Annotated in this window: 16 protein-coding genes; 9 read left to right on the top strand and 7 right to left on the bottom strand. The window is 68.2% G+C overall.

Annotation, left to right across the window (positions count from 1 at the left end; all coding sequences use genetic code 11):
• Positions 1-35 precede the first annotated feature (35 nt).
• The 6 genes from OHA70_RS15905 to OHA70_RS15880 all read right to left on the bottom strand — a co-directional run bounded on the left by OHA70_RS15905 (position 36) and on the right by OHA70_RS15880 (position 14,276).
• Entirely contained in the window at positions 36-782 is a 747-nt protein-coding gene (locus tag OHA70_RS15905) for a hypothetical protein (protein ID WP_328333186.1), read from the bottom strand.
• Complete coding sequence (locus tag OHA70_RS15900) at positions 779-9,832, bottom strand: RHS repeat-associated core domain-containing protein (protein ID WP_328333184.1); 9,054 nt, start codon at positions 9,830-9,832, stop codon at positions 779-781. The genes OHA70_RS15905 and OHA70_RS15900 overlap by 4 nt, the downstream gene beginning before the upstream one ends.
• Positions 9,833-10,023: 191 nt before the next feature.
• Positions 10,024-11,697: an alpha-amylase family protein gene (locus tag OHA70_RS15895; RefSeq protein WP_328333182.1), complete on the bottom strand. Its 1,674-nt coding sequence runs from the start codon at positions 11,695-11,697 to the stop codon at positions 10,024-10,026.
• Positions 11,694-12,665: a TIGR03885 family FMN-dependent LLM class oxidoreductase gene (locus tag OHA70_RS15890; RefSeq protein ID WP_328333180.1), complete on the bottom strand. Its 972-nt coding sequence runs from the start codon at positions 12,663-12,665 to the stop codon at positions 11,694-11,696. Before OHA70_RS15890 ends, OHA70_RS15895 begins: the two co-directional genes overlap by 4 nt.
• 35 nt (positions 12,666-12,700) lie before the next feature.
• Positions 12,701-13,405, bottom strand: a complete 705-nt coding sequence (locus tag OHA70_RS15885; RefSeq protein WP_328333178.1) for a GAF and ANTAR domain-containing protein — start codon at positions 13,403-13,405, stop codon at positions 12,701-12,703.
• A gap of 184 nt (positions 13,406-13,589) precedes the next feature.
• Positions 13,590-14,276, bottom strand: coding sequence for a TetR/AcrR family transcriptional regulator (locus OHA70_RS15880; protein WP_328333176.1), 687 nt, complete (start codon positions 14,274-14,276; stop codon positions 13,590-13,592).
• 100 nt (positions 14,277-14,376) lie between these two features.
• Between OHA70_RS15880 and OHA70_RS15875 the strand changes: the two genes are divergently transcribed.
• The 9 genes from OHA70_RS15875 to OHA70_RS15835 all read left to right on the top strand — a co-directional run bounded on the left by OHA70_RS15875 (position 14,377) and on the right by OHA70_RS15835 (position 24,568).
• Positions 14,377-15,087, top strand: coding sequence for a DUF4386 domain-containing protein (locus OHA70_RS15875; RefSeq protein ID WP_328333174.1), 711 nt, complete (start codon positions 14,377-14,379; stop codon positions 15,085-15,087).
• Between the two features lie 10 nt (positions 15,088-15,097).
• Positions 15,098-15,883 (top strand): S1 family peptidase, encoded by a 786-nt coding sequence (locus OHA70_RS15870; RefSeq protein WP_328333172.1) that lies wholly within the window; start codon positions 15,098-15,100, stop codon positions 15,881-15,883.
• 148 nt (positions 15,884-16,031) lie between these two features.
• A complete protein-coding gene (locus tag OHA70_RS15865; RefSeq protein WP_328333170.1) occupies positions 16,032-17,612 on the top strand; it encodes an FAD-dependent oxidoreductase in 1,581 nt (526 codons plus the stop codon).
• Entirely contained in the window at positions 17,609-18,262 is a 654-nt protein-coding gene (locus tag OHA70_RS15860) for a Rid family hydrolase (RefSeq protein ID WP_328333168.1), read from the top strand. The genes OHA70_RS15865 and OHA70_RS15860 overlap by 4 nt, the downstream gene beginning before the upstream one ends.
• A 256-nt stretch (positions 18,263-18,518) precedes the next feature.
• Positions 18,519-19,379 (top strand): MerR family transcriptional regulator, encoded by an 861-nt coding sequence (locus OHA70_RS15855; RefSeq protein WP_328333166.1) that lies wholly within the window; start codon positions 18,519-18,521, stop codon positions 19,377-19,379.
• Positions 19,376-21,796, top strand: a complete 2,421-nt coding sequence (locus OHA70_RS15850; protein ID WP_328333164.1) for a VIT domain-containing protein — start codon at positions 19,376-19,378, stop codon at positions 21,794-21,796. The genes OHA70_RS15855 and OHA70_RS15850 overlap by 4 nt, the downstream gene beginning before the upstream one ends.
• A gap of 39 nt (positions 21,797-21,835) precedes the next feature.
• Complete coding sequence (locus tag OHA70_RS15845; RefSeq protein ID WP_328333162.1) at positions 21,836-23,287, top strand: amino acid permease; 1,452 nt, start codon at positions 21,836-21,838, stop codon at positions 23,285-23,287.
• Positions 23,284-24,186 (top strand): universal stress protein, encoded by a 903-nt coding sequence (locus tag OHA70_RS15840; protein ID WP_328333160.1) that lies wholly within the window; start codon positions 23,284-23,286, stop codon positions 24,184-24,186. The genes OHA70_RS15845 and OHA70_RS15840 overlap by 4 nt, the downstream gene beginning before the upstream one ends.
• Positions 24,187-24,190: 4 nt before the next feature.
• A complete protein-coding gene (locus tag OHA70_RS15835; protein ID WP_328333158.1) occupies positions 24,191-24,568 on the top strand; it encodes a cupin domain-containing protein in 378 nt (125 codons plus the stop codon).
• Here the strand turns inward: OHA70_RS15835 and aceB are convergent.
• Positions 24,550-26,118 (bottom strand): malate synthase A, encoded by a 1,569-nt coding sequence (gene aceB / locus OHA70_RS15830; protein ID WP_328333156.1) that lies wholly within the window; start codon positions 26,116-26,118, stop codon positions 24,550-24,552. The genes OHA70_RS15835 and aceB overlap by 19 nt on opposite strands.
• Positions 26,119-26,124 lie beyond the last annotated feature (6 nt).

Genomic DNA, 26,124 nt, shown 5'->3' with positions numbered 1-26,124 from the left:
ACTGCGGAGCCGTGGTGCGTTTCCGTACCGTGAATTCACTCGGCGGACCCGGAAAGCGCCCCTCCGAGCGCGACCGAGGCGCCCGTCAGCTTCTTCTGGTCGACCGCGCCCGGCGACTCGGCGAACGGGTGCCAGCCCGGAAAGAACACTCCGCCCGGCCACTCCACCCCCGGCAGAGCCGCCCTGAACCGGTCCTGTACGCCGTCCGGCAGCGCCGACCCGACGAACACGACGCTCCCGACCGGGGCACCCGCCCGCAACGCGCTCGGAGTGGGCAGCGTCTCCTCCACCCCGATCGCGCCGTACGCGGCTCCAGTACTGACCGTGAGCTCCCGTAGTACGCCAGTCGCCCACTCCGCGAGCCGGCGAGCCGCCTTCCGGTCGCTGGCCTTCCAGGTGGAGTCCGGCAGCCCGAGCCGGTCAGCAGCCAGTGACACCGCCACCGGGTGGGTCTCACCCTCCGTACCGAAGAGGTGCTCCACGACGACCGTGCCCCAGCCCTTGATCCGATAACCCGCCCTGAGCGGCCGCCGGACCGGGTCAAGGCCGTGCACGGCCGTCTCGAAGGCGTCCGCGCCGAGCTGTGCGATCGACCGGTCGTCCAGGTCCTGCAGCATCGCGTACTGCTGCCCGCGAGGCGCCGACTCGACTACCCCGGCCGATACACAGCCCGCAGCCACCACGACGTCGCAGGCTCGCCCGAAGACCGACTCCTCGTCCTCGGGCGACCACACTGCGATCGTCAGGTGCGGTGGTTCCGGATAGAGCGCGTCCTTGCTCACTTGCCCAATAGTCGCAGCATCGCGGACACCTGTTTGTTGTTGGGTACGAAGGCCGTCACCAGGTCACCGGTGGTCCGGTCGAACTGGGCGACGAACCACTTGCCGTCGATCCGGGCCAGGTGTGCCTGGGTAAGGGTCGAGCCGCTCGACCAGGGGAACACCTTGCCGCTCTGCGACGCCCGCTGGATCAGCGCGCTCCACTCGCCCATCTTGCTCGCTCCGACCTCGCGGCCGAACCACTGCTCCGCATGCCGCCCGAACGAGTGCTGCAGGCCGCGTGGGGTGATCCTCGGGATCACGCACGCGTTGTGCACCAGCAGCTCGTCCGGACCCACGTGGTACGTGTGGATGCCCTCGACGCTGAGGTTGTACGCCGTCGCCTGCCGCGCGCCGGCGGTCTTCAGCCCACCGATCGTGAAGCGCCTGCCGTCGGCCGACTGGACCTGGTCGCCCCGGTCGAGCTCGGCGGCCGGCTCGAACCGCTGGTCGGTGGCGTCCCAGAACGGGTGGTTCGCCGTCGTCGTGACCACATCACCGGCCACTTCGAGATCGATCACCTGGTCGGAGTGCTCGAAGACCTGGGTGACCTTGTGCGGCCCCTGCTCGCCGGTCTCGGGATCGGTCGCCAGTACCTCGTCGCCGACCTCCACCTGCGAGATGGGCTTCTTGGAGCCGTCGGCCATCAGTACCAGCGTCTCGCCGGTGAAGCTGCAGGCCTTGGCCGCCGTCTCGGCCGCCTCGTCGAGGTACCGGGCGAAGGGCCGGACCGAGCGCAGTCCCACGCTGAGGAACTTGCCGACCCCGAACATCAGCACGCCGTCGACGCAGCCCTTGGCCAGCCCGCGCAGGTAGTCGCCCGCGGAGTGCTTGCGACCCAGCAGTGCGCCCGCGACGGTGTTGATGATCGCGCCACCAGCACAGGCCGCCACGATCTGCGGTACTGCGCCACTGGGGTCAGTGGCGTCGACCGGGTCGCCATCGACGTACGAGTAGAGGTTCGGCCCCGCTCCGTCGAACCCAGCCGGGTCCTCGGACAGGAAGCGGCCAGTACCCGGCTCGTACCACCGGGCACGGTTGAACTGCAGGCCGGCCGGCGTACCCGGCCCGGACTCGCGCCCTGTGTAGCGAACCGGGTTGGCGTCGCCCGCGAGGCTGGAACGCGCCTTGCCATACAGGTCGTACGTGTACTCCGCCGCCACTGTCCCAGTGCCCGGGGCCGTCCTCGCTACCACCGAGCCTTGCCGGTCGGTGAGCAGTGCCGAGGCGCTGCCCGTCCCATCCAGCCCATCGACCCGTGCGGCCGCTGAGTCGCTGGAGAGCCCGGACAGGTACGTCGCGTCGGCAGTACCCGGGCCGTCCTCGACCAGCACGTTGTCGCCGTCGTACCGGAGGTTCCAGGTCTCGCTGCCGACAGTGGCTCCGACGCGACGCCCCAGTGGGTCGTAGCGCATCTGTGAGGCGCCCACTGCACCCGTGGTCGACGTCATCTCGCCACGGGCGTTCCATGCGTACGTCGAGGTGCCGTCGTCGGTCAGATTGCCTTCCGGGTCGTAGGTCCGGGTGACACCGTCCAGCGACGTCAGCCTGTTGGCCGGATCGAACACTGCGGACCCGACCGGCGACGGCAGGTCGGCACGCGCCCACGAGCCGCCAGTACGGTCCAACTGACCGGCAGCGTCGTAGTGGTAGGTCAGGTCGCCCAGTACTTGCGCCCCGGACGTGAACGTCAACCCGGTAAGGCCGCCAGCGAGGTCGTACGAGGAGGTGCGCACAACTCCACCCGGCAGCGTCTGCGTCTTGAGCCGCCCGGTCGAGTCGTACCCGTATGACGCCACGACCGCCCCACGCGTGACCTTGGTCAGCCGGTCCGACTTGTCGTACTCGTAGCCCGTGTCGGGCAACCCCGGCACCTTGAGCGTCTTCAGCCGGCCCGTGTCATCCCATTCGCGCGTGATCGTGCCCTGCGGAGTCGTCTCGGTGGCGACCCGGTCCTTGCCGTCGTACGTGTAGGCGACCGCCCCCGCGCCGGCAGTGGAGTCAGTGACCGACTCGAGCCGGCCCTTGTCGTCGTACGCCGAGACGAGCGACGACTGGTACTGGTACGCACCCGGCGAGCCGGTCCGGCCGTACCCGGTGAACACCTCCCGCTGCAGCTCGTCGTACCGGTACTCCGTCGTGAGCCCACGCCTATCCGTGATGGTCTCCGGCCGCCCGAGCGCGTTGTAGGTGTAGGTCGTCTTCTTGCCGACCTGATCCGTCAGCTCGTGCACCCGGTCCATCTGGTCGTACGACCAGCCGCTCGTACCGCCCCGGGCGTCCTTCAGCGACTCCAGGTTGCCGTTCTTGTCGTACTTGTACGTCGTGATCGCGCCCAGCGGATCCTTGGTCGACAGCACCTGGTTGGCGGCGTCGTACTGCACGGTGGAGACGCCGCCGTCGGGCCCGATCGTCTCCTGCACCCGCCCGGCCGAATCGACCCCGTACGTCGTCTTGCGGCCGAGCGGATCGGTCACCTCCGACGTCATGCCGTCCAGGTACTCGTACGTCGTCGAGCCGGCGCCGTCCGGGGTCTGCTTGGTCATCAGCCCCTCGTCGTTCCACTCGTAGGTGGTCTTGCGGTTCTCCCCGTCGGTCGCCGTCTGGACGTTGCCCTTGGCATCGAACGTGTAGCGGGTGGTGTTGCCCAGCGCGTCGGTGCTCGAGTCCATCGCGCCCTCGGGCCCGTTGTACGTCGCCGTCTCCTGCTGCTGCTCGGTACCCAGCGTGACGGTCGTCGAGGTCGCCTGCTGGTCCGCGTTGTAGGTGCTGACCATCGACCGGCCGTCGGTGTCGGTCGTCTTGGTCGGCAGGTGACTCGCCGGGTCGCGCTCCAGGCTGTACCCCTGCTCGTTCGCAGTACCGGAGGCGCTGGTGTCCTTGACCAGGTAGCCGGCCGCGTCGTACTCGACCACCCGCTTGGCGCCGGCCGGGTCGGTGACGGTGGTCTTCACCACCTTCTTGCCGGTGCTGTCCAGCACGTAGTCGAACTTGTACAGCCCACCGTCGGCCAGCTTCTGCTGGATCACCCGGTTGTTGGTGTCGTACGTGTTGGTCAGGAACAACTGGTCCTTCGCGTCCGTGATCGTCGTCAGCCGCTTGGCCGCGTCCCACCCGTACGTCGTGACGCCGCCGTTCACGTCCGTGACGGTCTTCAGCAGCCCGGTGTCGTACGTGTACGAGACGGTGCGCCCGGCGTTGTCGTGGATCGCCAGGACCTGCCCGGCCGTGTCGTAGTCGTAGGTCAGCCAGAAACCCTCCGACGAGGTGATCGAGACGATCGCGCCGATCTGGCTGCCGTAGACGTTCTTCGCGATCCGCCGGATCGTCACGGTGTGGCCGAAGCGGTCCCGGATCCCTTGCAGCGGCGCCTCGTCGCCGTAGATCAGTACGGTGCCGTCGCGCAGCCGCAGGTCCCAGCCGCGACCGTTCCACGCCATGGTTGCCCCGGCGAACTGCCCGGTGGTCCCGCGCGCCTCGAAGGCCGCGTCGGTGAAGCTGGTACCCGGCGAGGTCCGGGCGAAGTGCACCTGGCTGCCGTCGATCAGGTTGAGATCGGCTTCCTGCCATTGCTTCTTGGAGGTCAGGAAAGTGTCGTACGTCCCGATCGTGCCCATCCCGAACGGCCGGGCCCGGCCGTCGCCGGAGGTGTAGGCACGCTCCGCCTCGATCGGTACGAAGCCACCCAGGGTCAGGTCGGTCTGCTTGTAGGTGAACCGTCCGGTGCCCAGATCGACCGGGTCGCCGGCCGAGCCGAGCGCCTCGAGGATGCCCTTGGTCAGGCCCTCCAGCCAGCCGGAGACGTTGATCATCGCGCCGTCGAAGTTCTCGATCGCGGTGTCCTCGTCGGGCCGGACCTGGGTCCCGTCGGCGGTGACCGTCCCGATCCCGTAGACCTCCCAGCCCTCGGCGTACTTCTCGTGGTTCCAGAAGTTGGCTCGGGTGCCGGGCTTCTGGTCGAGATAGTTCGGGTAATAGATCTTCGCTACACCGCCGTGCAGTTCACCGCCGGCCGGCTGGACCGTGAAGTACACCGGCACCTGGACGCCCTTGGGCATCGGGATCGGCGTCCGGTCGACCGGGATCGGCGTGATCCCGACCTTGGTGACCTTCTTGCCATCGGCATCGGTGATCGTCACGCCGGCCGGGATGTGCACCTCCAGGCCCTTCACCTTGGGGGTCTTGATGACGATCGGCTCGGTCGTCGGGCCCGCGATGCTGATCTCGTTCGCGGTGTCGAGAATCGGCAGGTACGGCTGGTAGAAGAGCTTGTTCGCACCCTTGCGCAGGTTGACCTGGACATCGAAGTACCCGTACTTCGTCCGCCGGGTCGACGCCGTCCTGCCATCCATCACGAACAAGTACGTGCCTTGCGGAAGGCGGGTCAGGACGAATGAACCGTCCGCCTTGGTCTTCACCGCGCGATCGACGACCCGAACCGTCACGTTGCCCAACGGCTTGCCATCGGTGCGCAGGATCCGCCCGGTCAGCGATGCGTCCCGCTTCCGGGGATAGACCGGCGGTGGTGGCTCCTCCTCCTCGTCTGTCTTGACAGCGCGAGCGGGAGCGGCCGCCGGCTTGGCGCGCGGGAAGTCCCGCCGGTCCTCGAGATTTGCGGCAGCCGCCGTCGGATTGTTGGCGACCGCGATCGTCGCAGTACCGGCGCTGAGGTCTGCCGGATCGACGAACAGCGTGTAGGTGCCCGCGGACGGCAGCGTGTAAGTCAGATAGCTGGCAGCCGTCAGACAGGTCAAGGTGAGGTTGGTGCCCGCGGAGTTGCGCAGCCGCAGGTAGCCGCCACACGCCGGGTAGCTCGACGAACTCACGGTGGCCTTGATCTTCTGGCTGGCCGTACCGGTGAAGGTGATGGTGCCCGATTGCCCGACCACGGTCGTCACGCTCACACCGGCGCCACCGACGGTCGTGGTCTTCGCGACGTCAGCCGGTACCGAGTACAGGCGGACAGTGGTTCGGGCCGTCACCATGTAGTCCGGGTCGACGAACAATTGCCACGTCCCCGCCTGCGAGAGGGCGAGTGTGTCGACCAGCATGCCGCCACTGGACTCGTAGCAGCTGGTGGTCTTCTCCGTGGTGCCGTCCGGCCGCAGCAGCTTGAAGGACACGTCGTACTGCTTGGCAGCCCAGTCCACGAGGCTGCAACCGATCAGCACGCGCTGCCCGGCGGTCGCGGTGAAGGAGACCGTGGCGTTCTGGCCGACCACGGTGTCGAAGGTGACCGCGGCCCCACCGATCGTCGCCGCCACGGCTGCGTCGGCCGGTACGGCGTACAGGCCGATCGTCGCGCCGGCGTTCGCGTTGAGCTTTGGATCCATCCGCACTGTCCAGTTGCCGCCGGCCGCGGCAGTGACGGTGTCGAAGAGCTCACCCTTGAAGGAGGTGTAGCAACTACCGGTGTCGGCCTTGGTGCCGTCCGGGCGCAGCAACTCGAAGGAGATGTCGTACTGCTGGTCCGGAACGCTCAGCGTGCAGCCGACGTAGATCCGCTGGCCCGCCGTGACGGGGAAGACGACAGTGCCGTTCTGGCCCGGCAGGAGGTTGACCACCGGGCTGGAGCCGAGCGTCGAGTTGACCACCGGGTCCGCCGCGACCGAGACGGCCCGCAGGGTGGAGGTGAGCAGGAGTGCCCGGTTCGGGTCGGCCAGGACGGTCCAGGTGCCTGCCGTCAGCGCCCGGGTGTCGAACAGGATGCCCTTGTCCGACGAGGCGCAGTTGCCGGTCTCGACCTTCGTCCCGGCCGGGTTCAGCAGTTGGTAGCTGACGTCGTACTCGTGGCCGGTGATCGCGACGCAGGTGATCATCACCCGCTGGCCGGCCGTGGCCGGGAAGGTCATCCGGGCCAGCTGCCCCGGCTTACTGTTGCTCACGGCAACCGCCGCGGCGTCGACCGTGGTGGCGACGACAGCATCCGCCGGGATCGTGTTGACCGCGACGTCGATCGTGCCCGTCTGGGCGCCGGCCGGCTCGACCAGCAACAGGTACTCACCTGTCTGCGGCAGCACGTAGCGGTCGGCAAGGTAGTCCATGAAGTAGGTCCAGGTCTGGTCCCTGAACAGGAACGAGCCGTCCGGACCGCGCAGGTCGACCTTGCCGGTCGCTGTCGACGTCAGCTGGGTGGCGAGGTCGACGTGGACCAGTTGACCCTGCGTACCGGTGAAGGCGACCGAGCCGGTCTGCCCTGGCTTGGTGATGGTCAGTCGCGCGGCTGCTCCGTCGAGCGTGGTGGTCGCGGAGATCGGCGCCGGGACCAGGTTGACCTGGGCGGTGTAGGTCCCGAACTCGAAGTTGTAGGGATCCACGTCGACGGTGTAGACGCCGTCCTCGGGCAACAGGACCGAGCTGAGGAAGCCACTCGTACTGCCGTAGTACGAGTTGGTGGTGACCAGCTTCTGGCCGTGCGGACCCCAGAGCACCGCCCCGGAAGCCAGGTTGCTCGGCGCGGTCAGCGTGGTGAAGACGAGCTGGCCCTTGGTACCGGTGAAGGTGAAGGTCGCGTGGGCGGGCGCGACGGTCGTGGTCAGGCTCGCGACCGGGCCGTCGATCGTCAGCGGCGCGGTGAGATCCGCACTCTGCCTGGCCACCACGGTGAAGGTGCCGGTCTCGGGGTTCCGCGGGTCCAGCTCGACGAGGTAGGTGCCGTTGACGGCCGGTCGCGGTAGCTCGAGGTAGTCCTTGCCGCAGATCGTCTCCTCGGCGTACGCCGCGGTGCGGTCCGGCGCCCAGATGTGCGCTTCGTAGCAACCGCTGATCGTCTCGTCGACCTGGAACCCGAGTCGCTGCCCGGCAGTGCCGTCGATGCTGAACAAGGCCAGCTGGTTGGACGTTGCCATCGTGATGGTCGCGGGGGCGTCGGGAGTGAGGTGCACCGAGGCTGCGACGTCCACGGCCAGGAACGGTGACGGCGGTACGGTCACCTGCCCGGCCGAGGTGACAGTGCCCGCACGGGTCCGGACCATCAGCTTGCCGGCCACGCCGAAGCCGGGCGCCCGGACGGTGAGCGTCGTCGCGGTCGCCGAGAGCACCTGCACCTTGGTGCCGTTGACCGACACGGTGTTGGCGGTGGTCGCCGGGGCGAAGTTGCTGCCGGAGACGGTCAACGTCGCGCCACGGTCGACGATCGCGGGGCTGACACTGGTGACCTGCGGCGCTGACAGCAAGGTGACCGACCCGGCGGTGACCGTCGCACCGGCGACCTTCACCAATGCCTGGCCGGTGGTTGCTCCCGCGGGCACGGTGACGACCAGGTGGTTGCGTCGCAACGAGCTGATCGGCGCGGTGGCGCCGCCGATGGTCGCCGACACCTGCTCGGGGTCGAGCCCGAAGCCGGTGCCGTAGATCTCGTAGGAGTCGCCGACGACGGCGGTCGCCGGGCCGGCTTGCGCAACGGACAGCTGGTTGGCGGGCAGTGCCTGGGTTGCGGTGATGTTGCCGACCGCGTCGTACGTGTAGGCGACGCCGGCGCCGTCGGAGGTGAAGACGGCCTTGACCCGGCCTGCGGCGTCATGGGCGTACAGGACCTCGCCACCCATCGGCACGACGGGCTTGGAAGCGGCAGACGCGGTACTCGTGCCTGCAGCGTTGATTGCCTGTACTGCGAACGTGTACGGCGTGCCGTTGGTCAGGCCGGTGATCGTCGCGGTGTCGGTCGCGCCGACGGTGGTCTTGAGGTTGCCCGGGTTCGCAGTGACCGTGTAGCCGGTGATTGCGGCGCCGCCGTCCTTCGGGACGGTCCAGCCGACCGTCGCCCGGCCGTCCGCTGATGCAGCGGTGATGCCGGTCGGGGCCAGCGGAGCCGTGGCCTTCCTGTAGTAGCCACGCAGACGCAGGAGCAGCTTGGTCGCGCCACTCGCGTAGAAGGTGGTCTGCCCGGCCGACGAGATCTTGAGGGTGTCGTGGGCGGCCGTGTTGGTGGCATTGGCGTAGTACACCGAGGCATCGGTCGGGCGCGTCGTACCGGCTGCGTAGCCGGTCAGGAAGCCTGCGGCGGTCGGGGCGGACGCGACCACGTTGGCGTCGACGGCAGCGACGGTCGCGGCGGCCGGTACTCCGTTGGCGCCGGCGAGGGTCGCGGTGGTAGTACCGGCTGCTGCCAGGGCGACGTTGTTCACGACGGTCGCTGGGGCGACTGGGACGTACGAGGCGGCTGCAGCGGTCGCGGTCGGCTTGGAGTAGTAGCCGCGGAGGCGGACGGTCAGCTTGGTGGCTCCACTGGCCGAGAAGGTCACCTGCCCGGCTGCGGACAGCCTGACCGTCTCGTAGTTGGTCTGAGCCTGAGTGACCGGGTAGTTCACGGCAGCGTCGGCCGGTGCGGCTTCGCCTGTCGGATAGGCCTTAAGGACGCCTGCTGCCGTTGGTGCGGCCGAGGTGACCTCGACTGCGACCGCAGCGACGTCGGCGGCCGCGGGGATGCCGTTGGTGCCGGCGAAGGTGTAGTTGGTGGTGCCGTTGGCGGCTAGCGCGACGTTGTTGATCACCGTGGTCGCCGGAAGCGGGACGAACGTCGAGCCGGCGGTCACTGCGGACGACGAGGTGAAGTACCCGCGGAGCCTGACCCAGACCTTCGACGCAGCGCTGGAGTAGACGCTGATCTGGCCCGACGCTGACACCGGTACTACGTCATAGCTGGCCGTGTTGCGACCGGTGACGAAGTTGTTGGTGCTGTCGGTGGGGCGCGTAGTACCGGCTGCATAGGCCTGGACATACCCGGCGGCCGTGGTCCCGATCGCGGTGACCTGGACTGCCACGGCGCTGACCTGCGCGGCGGCCGGGATGCCGTTGGCACCGGCGACCGTGACAGTCGAGACGCCGGCCGCGGCCACCGCGACTCCGTTGATCACTGACGCGGGCGCGACCGGTACGAACTGACCGGCGGCCGGCTGCAGTTCAGGAGCCGCCAGAGCTTGGGCGGGACTCGCTGGAACCTCAGCGGCGACCGGCCTGGCCGTGGCCTCCGGGACCACCAGAGACGAGGTGAGAAGCGAGGCGGAAACGAGCATGGCGATGCTTCGACGCAGCACAGACAACCCCCAGCAGAGACCTGCAGGCGAACAAGAAATCCCCCGGCGGCCGATCCACGGCCGCCGGGAATTCTATGCAGGTAATTCGCTCTGCGGAGGCCTCTGCCCACAATCGGCACCGACCTGCCCAGAACCTCCCAAACTGCTCTTGTTGTCCCGTTGGACAACGCTCAGACGAGGTACCGGTCGCCGGGGCGCAGTACCCGCAGCCAGCAGCAGCCGTAGGGCTCTACGCGGTGCCGCAGGGTGCCGTCGTTGTCCACGTCGGAGGTCGCGCCGGTGAGGAGATCGGCAACCCGTACGCCGACGCCGGCGCCTGCGACCGCCAGGGTGATCTCGGCGGGATCGGCCGAGAAGTTGTGCAGGGCGATCACCGTGCCGCCCTCGTAGTCCGAACGGTGGGCGACCACCGACGGCGCGTCGTGCTCGAGGATCGTGCACTCGCCCCAGGACAGCTCGGGGCACTCGCGGTAACGCTGGGCGAGCAGCTTGATCCAGCTCAGCAGGGAGTCGGGATCCTTCCGCTGAGCGGCCACGTTGACGTGCTCGGGCGAGAACTCGCCCTCCACCACCGGGCCGGCCAGGTCGTCGGGGTCGGCCGTGGAGAAGCCGCCGGTCGGGCCGGTAGTCCACTGCATGGGAGTCCGGACGGCGCTGCGGCCCTCGGCGGCGAGGTTCTCGCCCATACCGATCTCCTCGCCGTAGAACAGCACCGGCGTACCGGGCAGGGAGAAGAGCAGGCTGTAGACCATCTTGATCCGGGCCTGGTCATTGCCGAGCATCGGCGGCAGCCGGCGGCGCAGTCCGCGACCGTAGAGCTGCATGTCCTCGTCCGGCCCGAACGCGTCGAAGACCTCCTGCCGCTCGTCCTTGCTCAGCTTGTCGAGGGTCAGCTCGTCGTGGTTGCGGACGAAGGTCCCCCACTGCGCCTCCTCGGGCGGCGCGGGCCGCTCGCGGAGCGCCTTGACCAGCTCGGCCGGGTCTTTGCGCGCCAGGGAGAGGTACAGCTTCTGCATGCCGATGAAGTCGAAGCACATGGTCAGCTCGTCGCCGTCCTCGTCACCGAAGAACGTCCGGGTGTCCTTGTAGGAGAGGTTGACCTCGCCGAGCAATGCCGCCTGGCCGTCGCGCCGGTTCAGGAAAGCGCGCAGGTCACGCAGGTAGTCGTGCGGATCAGCCAGGTTCGCGGCGTCCGTCGCGCCCGCGGTGTCCAGCAGGAACGGCACGGCGTCGACCCGGAACCCGGAGAGCCCCAGTCGCAGCCAGAAGCCGATGATCTTGAGGATCTCCTCGCGGACCGCGGGATTCGCGATGTCGAGGTCGGGCTGATGCTTGTAGAACTGGTGCAGGTAGTACTGGCCCGCTTCCTCGTCGTACTGCCAGAGGCTGTCCTCCTGGTCCGGGAACACGATTCCCTCGTGCTGGTTCGCCGGCGGCTCGTCCCGCCAGACATACCAGTCCCGGTACGGCGAAGTGCGCGACGCCCGCGCGCTCTTGAACCACGGATGCTGGTCCGACGTGTGGTTCACCACGAGGTCCGCGATCACCCGGATCCCCCGGTCCTGCGCCAGCGTGATCAGCTCGACGAGGTCGCCGTGCGTCCCGAGCCGCGGATCGACGCCGTAGAAGTCGGTGATGTCGTACCCGTCGTCCCGGTCAGGCGTCGGATAGAACGGCATCAGCCACAGACACGTCACCCCCAGCTCGGCCAGATGGTCGATCCGCTGCGAAAGCCCGCGGATGTCCCCACGCCCGTCGCCATCGGTGTCGAAAAAGGTCTCGATGTCCAGGCAGTAGACGACGGCGTTCTTCCACCAGACGTCAGCGGTCTCGGTCAGCCTCACGGTCGGGTCACCTCCAGTTGGGGCAGTACTTTGTCGCCGAACACGTCGATGAACTCCGACTGCTCCTGCCCGACGTGATGCAGATAGATCGCGTCGAGACCGAGCGAGGCGTAGTCGTTGAGCCATTGGGCGTGCTGCCCCGGGTCGGACGAGATCCGCACGGCCTGGTGCATCGACTCGGGCTGAACATGCTCGGCCGCCTGGTCGAACGCCTCGGCGGTCTCGGTGTCCCAGCAGAACGGCGGCGAGAACACATTGGTCCGCCACTGCTCGTGCGCGATCCTGGTCGCCTCGGCCTCGTCCGGGTGATAACTCACATGCACCTGCAGACAGACCTTCCCGCGACCGCCGTTGTCCTTGTACGCCGAGATCATCCGGCGCAGCCCTTCGTCATCACCGGTGGGGATCGTGATCATCCCGTCGGCCCACTTGGCCGCCCGCTCCGCCGTCGCCGTCGAAACCGCTGCGCCGAGCAGCGCGGGCGGTTCGGCTGGCAAGGTCCAGAGCCGGGCGCGGTCCACGGTGATGAGCCCGTCGTGGCTCACTTCCTCACCCTGCAAGAGCTTCCGCATCACCTCGACGGACTCCTCCAGCCGCTGCTGCCGCACAGCCTTCCGCGGCCAGCCATCGCCGGTGATGTGCTCGTTGCTCGCTTCGCCGGTACCGAGCGCGGCCCAGAACCGCCCCGGATACATCGACCCGAGCGTCCCGATCGCCTGCGCGATGATCGCCGGGTGGTACCGCTGCCCTGGCGCGTTCACCACACCGAAGGACAGCTCGGTCGCTTGCAGAGCGGCGCCGAGCCAGGACCACGCGAACCCGGACTCACCCTGACGAGTGCTCCAAGGGCTGAAGTGGTCGGAGCACATCGCCGCGGTGAACCCAGCCTGCTCGGCCCGCACCACCGCCTTCAGCAGGTCGGCGGGCGGGACCTGTTCGTGCGAGGCATGGAAGCCGTAGACAGTCATAGCTACCCGTGCCCATGTGGCGCGGGGCTACACGGTTACTGCTGAGACTGCTCGTTCGCCTGCTGGACCAGGGCCTTGGCGATGGCGTTGAGTTTGGTGTTGCTGGTCTGGGAGAGGCGGGTGAGGAAGGCGAAGGCTCGGTCGGAGTCGAGTTTGTACCGTTCCATCACGATGCCGACCGCCTGGCCGATCATGTTGCGGGTGGCGAGCGCCTCGGTCAGGGTCTGGTCCTGGCGGGCCCAGCCCATCGCGACGGCGACCTGGCCGGCGAACATGCTGCCGAGCTGGACCGAGTCATGGTCGATCGCGTTCGGCTCCTGCGCGTACAGGTTGAGCGCACCGCGGATGTGCGGCTCGGCCCGGAACTGGAACGCGATCTGCGAGCCGAACCCGAGCGCCGCCGCCTTCGGGCCGAAGTCCGGCCAGCGCGGGTCGTTGGCCAGATCGTTGACCGCGACCACCGGATCCTCGATCGCCGCGTCCAGGCACGGCCCCTCACCCAGCTCGTACTGCAGGTGGTCGGCCCGGGTGACCCGCGGACCGGTCGGCGCGAGCGTCTTGATCAGGCCGTCCTTGGCGGTGATCGAGATGCTCGCGTCGACGATCCCCGGGATGGTGTCGACGGTGCAGCGGGTGATCACCAGCAGCGTCTCGTCCAGGTCGGTCGGCCCGGTCATCGCGGCCGCCACCTCGGTCATCGCCGCGGCGATCTCCAGATGTGGGGCTTGTTCTTCGATCATCGTCAGCTCCTTGCCGAAGCCGATCTCCCCCCGGGAACTCGGCGTGCAGTAATCCCCAGTGTGCGTCATCGAAGTTGTGCATGAGGCGACCCCGGCGCTGGTTTCCTCAACGCCGGGGCCTGGAGGTTGCGGGACCTCGAGTTCCGGCAACCTCTTGACCGCCCTGTGCCCCTACAGCGCGGACCTATGCATGATTCGGGCCGCTGATGCCGTCCAGCACCCGATGCAGGCCCCACAGGTACTGATCGGTCGAGATATAGGTCGCCATCGTCGGGGCGGCGGCAGCTGACCGCGGGAAGACCTCGGCCGGGATCTGGTCGAAAACCCGGCGGCGAGTGGCGATCCGCTCCGACTCGGGAGGCAATGGGCCGGGCTCGGACTCGTCGGCGACCTCGAGCGCGATCGAGCCGAGGACGTAGACGATCAGCAGGTACGTCGCCCGCGCGGCCTCCTGCTCCTCGAGCCCCGCCCCGACCAGCAGCTCCTGCAACTGCTCACCGAGCGCGGTCGCCCGCGGGCCGTCCATCGGACCGCTCATCAGCAGAGCAGCCGCGCCCGGATGCGCCACCATCCGTTCGCGCAGGTCGATCGCCGCACCCTCGATCCGCTCCCGCCACGACCGACTGGGGTCGGCGAACACGCCCTGGTCGGACTCACCGAGCAGCCGCTCGACCAGCGCACTGGTCACCGCTGCCTTGTCCGGGAAGTAGGTGTAGACCGCGTTCGGCGCGACCCCGACCTTCGCCGCGATCCCCCGGATCGACGCCGCTGCCGGCCCGCCCTCGTCCAGCAACGCCAGCGCGGCATCGAGGATCTCGTCCTCCGTCAACGCCCGCCGCGGCCCGGGCCGCCCCCGTCCTGCCGGTGCCATCCAGGCTCCTTTGCTCGACCCCTTGACGCATCTCTGCACAGCGTACATTATTTGGACACTGTACAGATTCTGTACGCCGTACAATTTCTAGGAGCCCATCATGCTGCGTCGCCTCACCGGTGCACTGTTCGTCCTCGCCGCCATCGCCTTCGGGGTGGCCGCGAGCGTTCTCTCATCGACCTTCGACTGGCCCGACATCCTGCGGGAGCCGGCCGACGTCGTCCTGCCGGCCTTCACCGCGGGCGGCACCAGCCTGATCTGGACCTGGTTCGCGGTCGCCTGGACCTATGCCCTGCTCGCGATCCCGATCCTCCTGGTCCCACAAGCGCTCAACCGCCGCCACGACCCGGTACTCCGAACCGCCACCTGGCTAGGCGCCGCATCAGTACTCCTCTCGCTGATCGGCTTCCTGCGCTGGGTTTTCGTCGTCCCACCGCTCGCCCGCGCCTACGCCGGGGGCGACGAGACGACGCGAGCCGCAGTCGAGGCTGCTTGGACCGCACAGCATCAGTTCGGTGGAGCACTGCTCGGCGAGCACCTCGGCCAACTACTCGCGATCGCTTGGAGCATTGGCGTTTGCGTCGCCTTGCTGCGCGAGCATCGGTGGGTCGCCAGCTCCGGACTCGTGGCGAGCGTGCTCTACCTGACCAACCAGGGCGACATCCTCGCGACGGCGATCCCCAGCTTCCCGGTCTGGGATCTTGGCGGGCTGATCGGCAGTACCGCGTGGGGCGTGTGGACGATCGCCTTGGGCGTGTCGGTTTGGCGACGTACCGATGACCTACCGCAATCGTGTGACCACGTGCAGTAGGTTCGCTCGCATGTTGAAGCGTGCTGCTGCCATCGCCGGGGTTCTTCTGCTCGCCACCGCGGGTGCCGCGAGTGCTTCGGATGGCCACGACCACAAGCTGATCGTGGGCGGCACGCTGGCCAGTACTACGGAAGCGCCGTGGGCGATCGCGCTGACGAACTCCAACTCCGCCGAAGAGACCGGCCGGTACTGCGGTGCGGCCCTGGTCAGCGCGAACAAGATCATCACGGCCGCCCACTGCATGATCCAGCCCGCATCGACCTACACCGCGGTCCAGGGCCGGCCGGACCTGACGGACACCAGCGTCGGCCGTACGTCCGGCATCAAGTCGATCTGGGTCCATCCCGGTTACAACCACGACCAGAACCGCTACGACTTCGCCGTACTTACGCTGAGCCGGCCGCTTACCGGCGTACCGGTCCTGCCGCTGGAGACGAATCCGAAGGCCGACCGCAAGGGCGCAGTACCGACCGTCTACGGCTGGGGCGATACACAAGAGACAGGCCCCGCCGACACCCTGGAGAAGCTCGCCGTACCGGACCTGGGCGACGCGACCTGCCTGGCGAACAAGGAGTACACAGCCAACGGCTACGCCGCCGCGACGAACATCTGCGCGGGCTATGTCGAAGGCGGCCGCGACGCCTGCCAAGGCGACTCCGGCGGCCCGCTCGTCCTCAACGGCCGCCTGCTCGGCACCGTCTCGTGGGGCAAGGGCTGCGCCGAAAGCGGCTACCCCGGCGTCTACGCGCAGATCTCATCAGCAGCGAAAGCCCTTCAGGCGCAGCTCGCCAAGTAACAGAGCAGACCCGCCGCGGCCACAGGGTCGTTAATACGAAACATTACTGTCGCGATCGCCGCCAAATTCTCACAGCGCGGATACGGGCGGGAAACACTTTGTCCTTACCTTTCTAGGCAACCCCACCCGCCTAGTGAGGAGTTCGCACATGCCCCAAACCCGACGGCAGTTCCTGCAACAGGTCGGTATCACCGGTGGCGCCGGTGTCTTGTACTCGACGATGGGCGCGCTCGGCCTGACCACCGCCGCGGAGACCCCGGCCTTCGCGGCGCCGACGCGCACTGACCTGAACGGACGCGGCAAGAAGCACATCGTCATCCTCGGCGCCGGGATCTCCGGGCTGACCTCGGCGTACGAACTCGGCAAGGCCGGCTACAAGGTGACGCTGCTGGAGGCCCGCCAGCGGCCGGGTGGGCGGAACTGGACGGTCCGCGGCGGCACCGAGGAGAAGGACCTGCACGGCAACACGCAACGGGCCAAGTTCTCCAAGGGGCAGTACATGAACGCCGGGCCCGGCCGGATCCCGCAGCATCACGTAACGCTGGACTACTGTCGCGAACTCGGCGTCGCGGTCGAGCCGTTCGTGAACCAGAACGCCGACGCCTACCTCTATCGCGAAGGCACCACTTCTCTTTCGAACAAGGCGATCCGGCATCGGACCGCGAAGGCCGACGTCTACGGGTACGTCTCCGAGTTGCTCGCCAAGGCGACCGACCAGGGTGCGCTCGACGGCCTGTTGACGGCGACCGACAAGGAGGCGCTGATCGGTTTCCTCGGCAGTTTTGGTGCCATTGGCAACAAAGCGGCCGGGTTCGCCTACACGGGCACCGATGGGCGGCGGGGGTACGAGGTCGAACCTGGCGCCGGGTTGGAGGGTGGGCGTACCGCAGCGCCGTACGGGCTGAGCGATGTGCTCGCGAGCGGGGTCGGCAACTACTTCTCGTTCGAGTTCGGCTGGGACCAGGCGATGATGATGTTCCAGCCGGTCGGCGGGATGGACCGGATCCCGTACGCGTTCGAGCGGGCGATCGGCCGGGAGAAGTTCGTGTACGGCGCCAAGGTGCTCGGGTTGCGCAACACGTCGGCCGGCGTCTCGGTGATCTACAGCAGCGGCGGCAAGCCACGGGAACTCAAGGCGGACTATGCGATCTGCGCGTTGCCGCCGCACATCGCGGCGACCGTGCCGTCGAACCTGCCGGCCGAGATCATCACCGCGCTGCAGTACGCGAGGCCGACCAACGCGGGCAAGATCGGGATCGAGTACGGGCGACGCTGGTGGGAGCTCGACCACCGGATCTACGGCGGGATCACGAACAGCAACCTCGACCTGGTGAACATGTGGTACCCGTCGACCGGCTTCCACGGCGAGCGCGGAACGATGATCGGCTACTACAACACGGGCGCCAACGCCACGGCGTACGGTGCGCTCAGCCCGGCCGCTCGGCTCGAGCGAGCCATTGCCCAGGGCATCAAAATTCACGGTGACGGCTACGGCAAGGACGTGAAGGCGTCGTTCTCGGTGGACTGGGCGGGTACGGAGTACTCGCGCGGTTCGTGGGTCGGCTGGCCGTCGCAGACCGACGGCGTCTACGCGAAGCTGCTCGAACCGACCGGCAACATCTACTTCGCCGGCGACCACCTCAGCCACACCATCGCCTGGCAGCACGGCGCGATGGTCTCCGCCCGGGCCACCGTGACCGCCCTGCACAGCAAGGTGATGAGCCGATGAAGAAGCGTTTGGTTGCTGGGGTTGCCGTCGTAGCGCTTTCTTTTGTTGCCGGTACTGCGACCGCCGACGGCTGGTGGGATCGGCCGAAGCCGCCGCGGCCCGGCACCGTCGTACCGGCCCTGCCCGCCGGTCAGGCGAACCCGATGATCGCCACCGGTGTGGGGATCGGCGCCGACACCCCGATCTACAAGACGAGTGGGCTCGGGCCGAGCGCCTTGAATGCTGACGCTCCCGCGGGGAGTGAGGCCTCGTACGTCGACACTGTCATCTTCCCGGGTGGAGTGTTGCCCGCCGGCGTCACGATCACCGAAGCCCAAGGAATCAACGCCTTGCGCCGGATCGGCGAAAACCTCAAGGCGGTCGGGCTCTCGTACTCCGACGTCTACACGATGCGCGTCTTCCTGCAGAACCCTTTAGGTGCACCTGCCGCTGACTTCGCCGGCTGGAACCGGGCGTACCGCCAGTACTTCGCCAACACCGACCTCACCACCGGCAAGTTCGTCCCCGTCCCCCTCGGCACCGCCGCCCCCGCCAAGCCCTTCGTCGTCAACAAGTCCCGCCCGTCCCGCTTCGCCCTCGAGATCGAGAACCTCCCCGTCACCGGCTGGCTCGTCGAGGTAGAGGTAGACGCCGCCTACCCCAAACGCTGATTGCCCCGCCCCCACCTCCTCCTCACCCCCATCCCCTCCTCACCCCACCGCCCCCGCCCCGTCTCTACCGCCACATTTCGGTGGTTAACCCCTGACCTTGTGGGTTGCCACCCCTGAACCACAGGTGGCAACCGGCCATTTCGGGGGTTGACCACCGAAATGGTGCTGGCGCGGGGCGGTGGCGGGAGCGGGAGCGGGCTCAGCTGTTCCGCGAGAGGATGTTGACACTGTCATATAACAGTGTCATGATCCTCGCATGGAACTGTGGACCCTCGGTGAGTTGGCGGAACGGGTAGAAGCGGCACTGGCCGACTACCCGAGCCAAGCCAATGGCCGCGTCCGCGCAGTCCCCGACCAGCGAACGATCCGCTGGTACACCACGACGGGCTTGGTCGACCGCCCCACTGAAATGCGCGGCCGCACGGCTCTCTACAGCCACCGCCACCTACTCCAACTGGTAGCCATCAAACGCCGCCAGTCCCAGGGCCAAACCATCGCCCAAATCCAATCCGAGTTAGCCGGCGCCACCAACCAAGCCCTAGAACCCATCGCCGCCCTCCCACCCAACCCCCCAAAGGCGGCCTCCGCGCCAGCCGCGGTGAGCGACGCGGGCAGAGTGGGCGGCGCGAGCGATGCGGCGCCCGAGCCGGGCGTGTCAGCAGGTGCGGCGCCCGCGCCGGCAGCTCCCGGGGGCGCGGCCCCCGAGTCGGCCGCAGCTGCGACGGCGGGCCAGCCCGCCTTGGCCCGAGCCCGCTTCTGGGCGGACCGCTCACCCGAGCCCAGCCCCGCCGACACCGCCCCCGGCGAGACCCCTCGCTCCGCTAACGCTCCGCTCGGCGCGGCGGAGCATGAGGTACTCCCCGCCGGCACTGCCACCGGCGGCACTCACCGTCTCGCTGCTGCCTCGGCGCCCGACCTGCTTCCCGCGACCTCCGGCGCGTTAGCGCCGGAGGTCGCGGTGGTTGCTGCTGTGCGGATTGCTGACGGGGTGACTGTGGTGCTGGATCAGGGTGGGGCTGTTCCGGATGTCGAGCGGCTTGCTGCTGCGGCTGGTCCGTTGCTTGCTGAGTTGAGGCGGCAGGGGCTTCTTTCTCAATCGTCAGGAGACGAGTTATGACTGTTCTGCCTACCCTCCGACCCGACGAGTTGCAGAGTGCTTCTGATGCGGGGCTCGGTAGCTTGAGTACTGAGCGGGGGAATCTGCCGCTGGAGAGCATCGACGTGCGGGCGACTGTGACGGGGCTGGTGTCTCGGACGGTGATTACGCAGGGGTTCCACAACCCCCATGACGTCGCGCTGGAGGCGACGTACATCTTCCCGTTGCCGCCGCGCGCCGCGGTGACTGGATTGCGGATGACTGCGGATGGACGAACCGTCGAGGCTGAGCTGAAAGAGCGCGCCGAGGCACGGGAGACCTACGACCAGGCGATCGCGGCCGGTCAGCGTGCGTCGATCGCGGAAGAAGAGCGCCCCGACGTCTTCACGCTGCGGGTCGGCAACATCGTCCCCGGCGAGCGCGTGTCGGTGGAGCTCACCCTCGTCGGCCCCCTCCCGTACGAGGACGGCGAAGCGACGTACCGGCTGCCGTTGGTCGTCGCCCCGCGCTACATCCCCGGTACGCCGATCAGCGGACCGTCCGTCGGCGACGGCGTCGTACCCGACACGGACGCAGTACCGGATGCCTCTCGTATCACCCCGCCGATCCTGCTCCCCGGCTTCCCCAACCCCGTCCGCCTCAGCATCACCGCCGACATCGACCCGGCAGGCCTTCCCCTCAACGGCATCCGCTCCAGCCTGCACGCGATCGCCACCGAACAAGGCGCTCGCCAGACCACCGTCACCATCAACCCCGGCGAACGCGTCGACCGCGACTTCATCCTCCGACTCGCCTACGGCGAACCCGAAGCAACCGCCACAGCCTTCACCACCCAGCCCGACCAGGAGTCCACCAGCGAGGGAACCTTCGAGCTGACCATCCTGCCGCCGGTCAACGACACAGCAACCCGACCGCGGGACGTAGTGCTGGTACTAGACCGATCCGGCAGCATGAGCGGCTGGAAGATGGTCGCCGCCCGCCGAGCCGCAGCCCGGATCGTCGACACCCTGACGGCGACGGACCGCTTCGCCGTACTGAGCTTCGACACCGTCATCGAGCGCCCCACCGGCCTGCCCGAGAACACCTTGGCCGAAGCCACCGACCGCAACCGCTTCCGCGCCGTCGAGCACCTCGCCGGCCTGACCGCTCGCGGCGGCACCGAAATGTTCACCCCGCTCCAGGAAGCCGCCCGGCTCCTAGGCGAGAACAGCAACTCCCGCGACCGCGTCCTCGTCCTGGTGACGGATGGACAGGTAGGCAACGAGGACCAGCTCCTCGCCGGACTGGCCACACCGCTGGCCGGCGTACGGATCCACACCGTCGGCATCGATCAAGCCGTCAACGCCGGCTTCCTCGGTCGCCTGGCCGGCCTCGGCGGCGGCCGCTGCGAGCTAGTCGAGAGCGAGGACCGTCTCGACGAGGCACTCGACCGCATCCACCTCAGGATCGGTACGCCGTTGCTCACCAACCTCACGCTCACCGCCGACGGCCTCACCCTGCTCGACGACACGATCAGCCCGGCCCGGATGCCGAACGCCTTCGCCGGCGTCCCGCTCGTACTCCGCGGCCGCTACAGCGGTACCCCCGAGAACGCCACGGCCCACCTCCACGGCCTCACGCCCGCAGGCGAGCCATGGCAGGTGACGATCCCAGCCGTCCAAACCGAAGGCGCCGCAGCCGCCGTCTGGGCCCGCGGTCATCTGCGCGACCTCGAAGACCGCTACGCCACCGCGAGCGACACCTTCGGCGGCGGCTCGGTCGATCTCGAGAAGCTGGAACACCAGATCGTCGCGGTCTCCCTGAAGCACCACGTCCTCTGCCGCTTCACAGCCCTAGTCGCCGTCGACACCCGAGTCGTCGCCGAAGGCGGCCCCAAGCACCGCGTCACGCAACCCGTAGAACTCCCCGCCGGCTGGGACCCCCGCCAACTAGCCATGCCCGCCGCGCCCGCTATGGGGTTCGCTGCAGCCCCGCTGAACGCGATGGGCTTTGCTCCTGGAGGCGCAGCACCTGCAGGCGCAGCAGCCCCAGCCCGCCGAGGCCGGGCCTTCGGCGATGGCCCAGGAATCTTCTCCCGCAGCTCGAAGCGCATGGCCCCCAGCCCTGTCATCGAGCAGTCGGCCGGCGGACTGATCGAAGAGGCCCGCGCCCAGGCAGCCGCTGAGGCCCAACTCCTCCGCTCAGCCGGTACGCCGACCGCGGCCCAGCGCCGAATCATCCTGTCCGACCTGGCCAGCCGCCTGGAAGCCGTACTCCAGAACCTCGAAGTCACCAAGCTCCAGAACCTCATCACCACCCTGAAGTCCCTGGACACCATCCCACTCGACGACACCCGCCTCGACGCCCTCTGGACAGAAACCCTGCAAGCCCTCGACGAGTTCGCCGGCACCACCGCGCCGGTCAAGGCACCCACCCGGGACTTCTGGAAACGCAGTTAACCTGTCACGCTGGCCCGACCGATCCGGTCGGAGGCCACCATGAGCAGAGCCACTCGTCCGCCGTCACCGTCGCATCCGTTGTTGCGCAAGAAGAGTATCGACGACATGCTCGCCGCGAGCCGGGGCGAACACGGGTCGGAGCACCTCGAGCGAACGATGACCACGTTCCAGCTGATGATGTTCGGCGTCGGCGCCACCATCGGTACCGGCATCTTCTTCGTGCTCGCGGTGACCGTCCCCAAGGCCGGCCCGGCCGTGATGATCACCTTCCTGCTGGTCGGGATCATCGCGGCCCTGACCGCGCTCTGCTACGCGGAGGTCGCCTCGACCATCCCGGTCTCGGGTTCGGCCTACTCCTACTCGTTCGCTTCGCTCGGCGAACTCCCCGCCTACCTCGTCGGCTGGGCCCTCATCCTCGAGTACGGCGTGGCCGGCGCCGCCACGTCGGTCGGCTGGGCCGAGTACTTCAACGCGTTGCTCGACGACGTCTTCGGCTTCCGGATCCCCGAATCGCTGAGCTCCGGGCTGCTCGCCGAAGGCCCCGGCATCATCAACCTGCCCGCCGTCGTCCTGGTCGGCCTGTGCTGCCTGTTGCTGCTGCGCGGCGCGAAGGAGTCCGCCCGGGCGAACGCGATCATGGTGGTCATCAAGCTGTGTGTGCTGGCGCTGTTCGTCGTACTGGCGCTGACCGGCTTCAAGTCCGGCAACCTGAAGCCCTTCGCGCCCGAGGGGATCAGCGGGATCTCCGCCGCCATCCCGGCGATCTTCTTCACCTTCCTCGGCATCGACGCCGTCTCCACCGCGGGTGAGGAGGTCAAGAACCCCGGCCGGACCATCCCGCGAGCGGTCTTCGGCGCGGTCGCGATCGTCACCGTCTTCTACCTGCTGGTCGCCTTCGCCGCCGTGGCCGCCCAGCCCACACCCAAGTTCGAGGGTCAGGACGCCGGCCTGGAAGCGATCCTGAACGACGTCACCGGGGTCGCGCTGCCCGGCATCATCATCGCCGCGGGCGCCGTCATCTCGATCTTCTCGGTCACCCTGATCACCGTCTACGGCCAGACCCGGATCCTGTTCGCGATGGGCCGCGACGGGATGCTGCCGCCGTTGTTCAAAGAGGTGAACAGCAACACCTTGTCGCCGAACAAGAACGTGCTCGTCACCAGCACCTTCATCGCGGTGCTGGCAGCGGTGGTACCGATCGACAAGCTGTTCGACCTGGTCAGCATCGGCACGCTGGCCGCGTTCATGGTGGTGTCGGCGACGGTGATCATCCTGCGCCGGACCCGGCCCGACCTGGAGCGCGGCTTCCGGTTGCCGTTCGGCCCGGTGATCCCGGTCCTGTCGATCGTCTCCTGCGCGTACGCCGCGAGCACGATCGCCGCCGTCACCTGGATCTCGGTCGGGATCTGGCTGCTCCTGGCGCTGACCGTCTACTTCCTCTACAGCCACAAGCATTCGATCCTGCACGACACCGAGGCAGGTGAACTGTGAAGGCCGTAGTCGCCTACCGCGGTGGCGACGACACCCCCGAAGCCCTCGAACTCGGCGCGACATTACGCCGTACTACGGGAGCTGAGCTGGTCGTCGTCGCCGTCCTACCGCCCGGCTCCGAACCCGGTACCGAACGAGTCGACCTCGAGTACCGTCAATGGCTCGACTCCGTCGCCGACCAGGCCCATCGCGACGCGGTCGAAGCGTTGTCACCCGGCAATCCCGACGGGCTGGAGTTCCGCCGGATCGCCTCGAGCTCCGTTGCCGACGGGCTGGTCCGCGTCGCCGAGGAGGCCGGCGTCGACCTACTCGTCCTGGGCTCCGCCAGAGCCGCCACTCAAGGCTCGTTCCTGGCGGGCAGCGTCAGCTCCAGACTGCTGCACTCGTCGCCGGTCCCGATCCTGCTCGCTCCCCAAGGCTACGGTGGCGACCCCCACGCCACCTTCGGCTCCTTGACCTGCGCGTACGCCGGTACCGATCGGTCTCGCGAAGCACTCGCCGCGGCCTGCTCCCTGGTCAAGCGCTACAACGGCCATCTCCGGGTCGCCACCTTCGTCCCGCGCGCCAACACGATGTACCCACCCGAGGTCGGCCTCGACGCCGAGGACATGGTCGCCGCCCAATGGGCCGAGCAGGCCGTCGAACTCCACGAGGACGCCTTGGAGTTCTGCAAGAACCACGGCATCACCGACGTCGAGACGGTGGTCGCCCGTGGCCGCGGCTGGGCCGGCGCCCTCACCGCCATCCCCTGGTCCCCCGACGACGTCCTGGTCCTCGGCTCCAGCCGCCTGGGCCAACTGGCCCGAGTGTTCCTGGGCTCCACCGCGACCAAAATCCTCCGCCACACGCCAGTACCAACCCTCGTAGTACCGGCTGGCACCTACACCTGGTCAGACTGATCCCATGAGCGAACCTGTGCGCGTGATCCGCGAAGTCGAGCTGGTGGCGACCGACCCGACCAGCGGGATGCTTCGCAAGAAGGCGTTCGAGTTGCCGATCCTGTGGGCCGGGCGGGTCGAGACCCAGCCCGGCGCGATCTCCGGCTGGCATCACCACGACCGCAACGAGACCAGCCTGTACGTCGTCTCGGGCATTCTCCGGCTGGAGTTCGACGGCGGCGAGGGCTACGTGGATGCCGAGGCCGGTGACTTCATCCACGTGCCGGCGTTCACCATCCACCGCGAGAGCAATCCCACCGACGAGGTCTCTGTCGCTGTGATCGCCCGCGCGGGTGGCGGCATCCCGACCGTGAACGTCGAGGACTACTTGAAGCGCTCGTAGGCGGGCAGCGTCAGGAAGTCGATGTACTCGTCGGCGAGCGCCACCGCGAGGAAGGTCTCGCGGGCGGTGGCATAGGCAGCAGGGTCGCCACCGAGCTTGGCGATCTCCTCGTCGGCGAGGGCGGTGACGAGATCGGTCGTCACCTCGGCGCCGGTGTCCAGCACCACGCCGTTGCGGCGCCATTGCCAGATCTGCGAGCGCGAGATCTCAGCGGTGGCAGCGTCCTCCATCAGGTTGAAGATCCCGACCGCGCCGGTGCCTTCGAGCCAGGCGGCGAGGTATTGGACCGCCACGCTGATGTTGTTCCGCAGCCCGGCCTCGGTCACCTCGCCGGGCGTTGCCGCCACGTCGAGGAGCTGTTCGGCCGTGACGTGCACGTCTTCGCGCAGTACGTCGAGTTGGTTCGGCCGGTCACCCAGCACCGAACTGAAAACCGTCTTGCACGTCTCGACCATGCCCGGGTGGGCGACCCACGACCCGTCGAAGCCGTCGCCGGCCTCGCGGGTCTTGTCCGCCTCGACCTTCGCGAACGCCTGCTCGTTGACCGCCGGGTCCTTGCTCGGGATGAACGCCGCCATCCCGCCGATCGCGTGCGCGCCGCGCTTGTGGCAGGTACGGACGAGCAGCTCCGTGTACGCCCGCATGAACGGCACGGTCATCGTCACCGAGTTGCGGTCGGGCAGCTGGAAGTCGGCGCCACGGGTGCGGTACGTCTTGATCACCGAGAACATGAAGTCCCAGCGCCCGGCGTTCAGCCCGGCCGAGTGCTCGCGCAGCTCGTACAGGATCTCCTCCATCTCGAAGGCCGCCGGGTACGTCTCGATCAGCACGGTCGCGCGGATCGTGCCGCGCGGCAGCCCGAGGAAGTCCTGGGCGAGGACGAACGCGTCGTTCCACAGCCGCGCCTCGAGGTGCGACTCCATCTTCGGCAGGTAGTAGTACGGCCCGGCGCCACGGTCGAGCTGCAGTTGTCCACAGGCCACGAGGTAGAGCGCGAAGTCGACCAGGGACCCCGAGGTCCGCTCGCCGTCGACCAGTAGATGCTTCTCCGGCAGGTGCCAGCCGCGCGGCCGGACGACGATCGTCGCGAGCTCTTCGTCCGGCTTCAGCGCGTACGACTTTGAGGAGGTACTGAAGTCGATCTTGCGGGTCACCGCGTCGAGCAGGTTGAGCTGCCCGCCGACCACGTTCTCCCAGGTCGGCGTGTTCGCGTCCTCCTGGTCGGCCAGCCAGACCTTGGCGCCCGAGTTGAGCGCGTTGATCGTCATCTTCCGGTCGGTCGGCCCGGTGATCTCCACCCGCCGGTCGACCAGCCCCGGCGCTGCCTCCGCCACTCGCCATGACGGGTCCTCACGGACGGCCTTCGTCTCGTCCAGGAACCCGAGCGACCCACCGGCCGCGATCTCCTCCTGCCGCGCCTGCCGTCGCTCCAGCAACTCCAGCCGGCGCGGGTTCAGCTCCCGGTGCAGGAGCCCGATCAGCTCCAGCGCCCGCTCGCTCAAGATCTCGTCGTACCGCTCACCCATCGGCCCGATGACGTCGACTGACACAGCTGG

This window comes from Kribbella sp. NBC_00382 (assembly GCF_036067295.1).
Taxonomy (GTDB): domain Bacteria; phylum Actinomycetota; class Actinomycetes; order Propionibacteriales; family Kribbellaceae; genus Kribbella.
The sequence above is the reverse complement of the archived record's forward strand: the minus strand, read 5'-3'. Positions and strand labels throughout refer to the sequence as shown.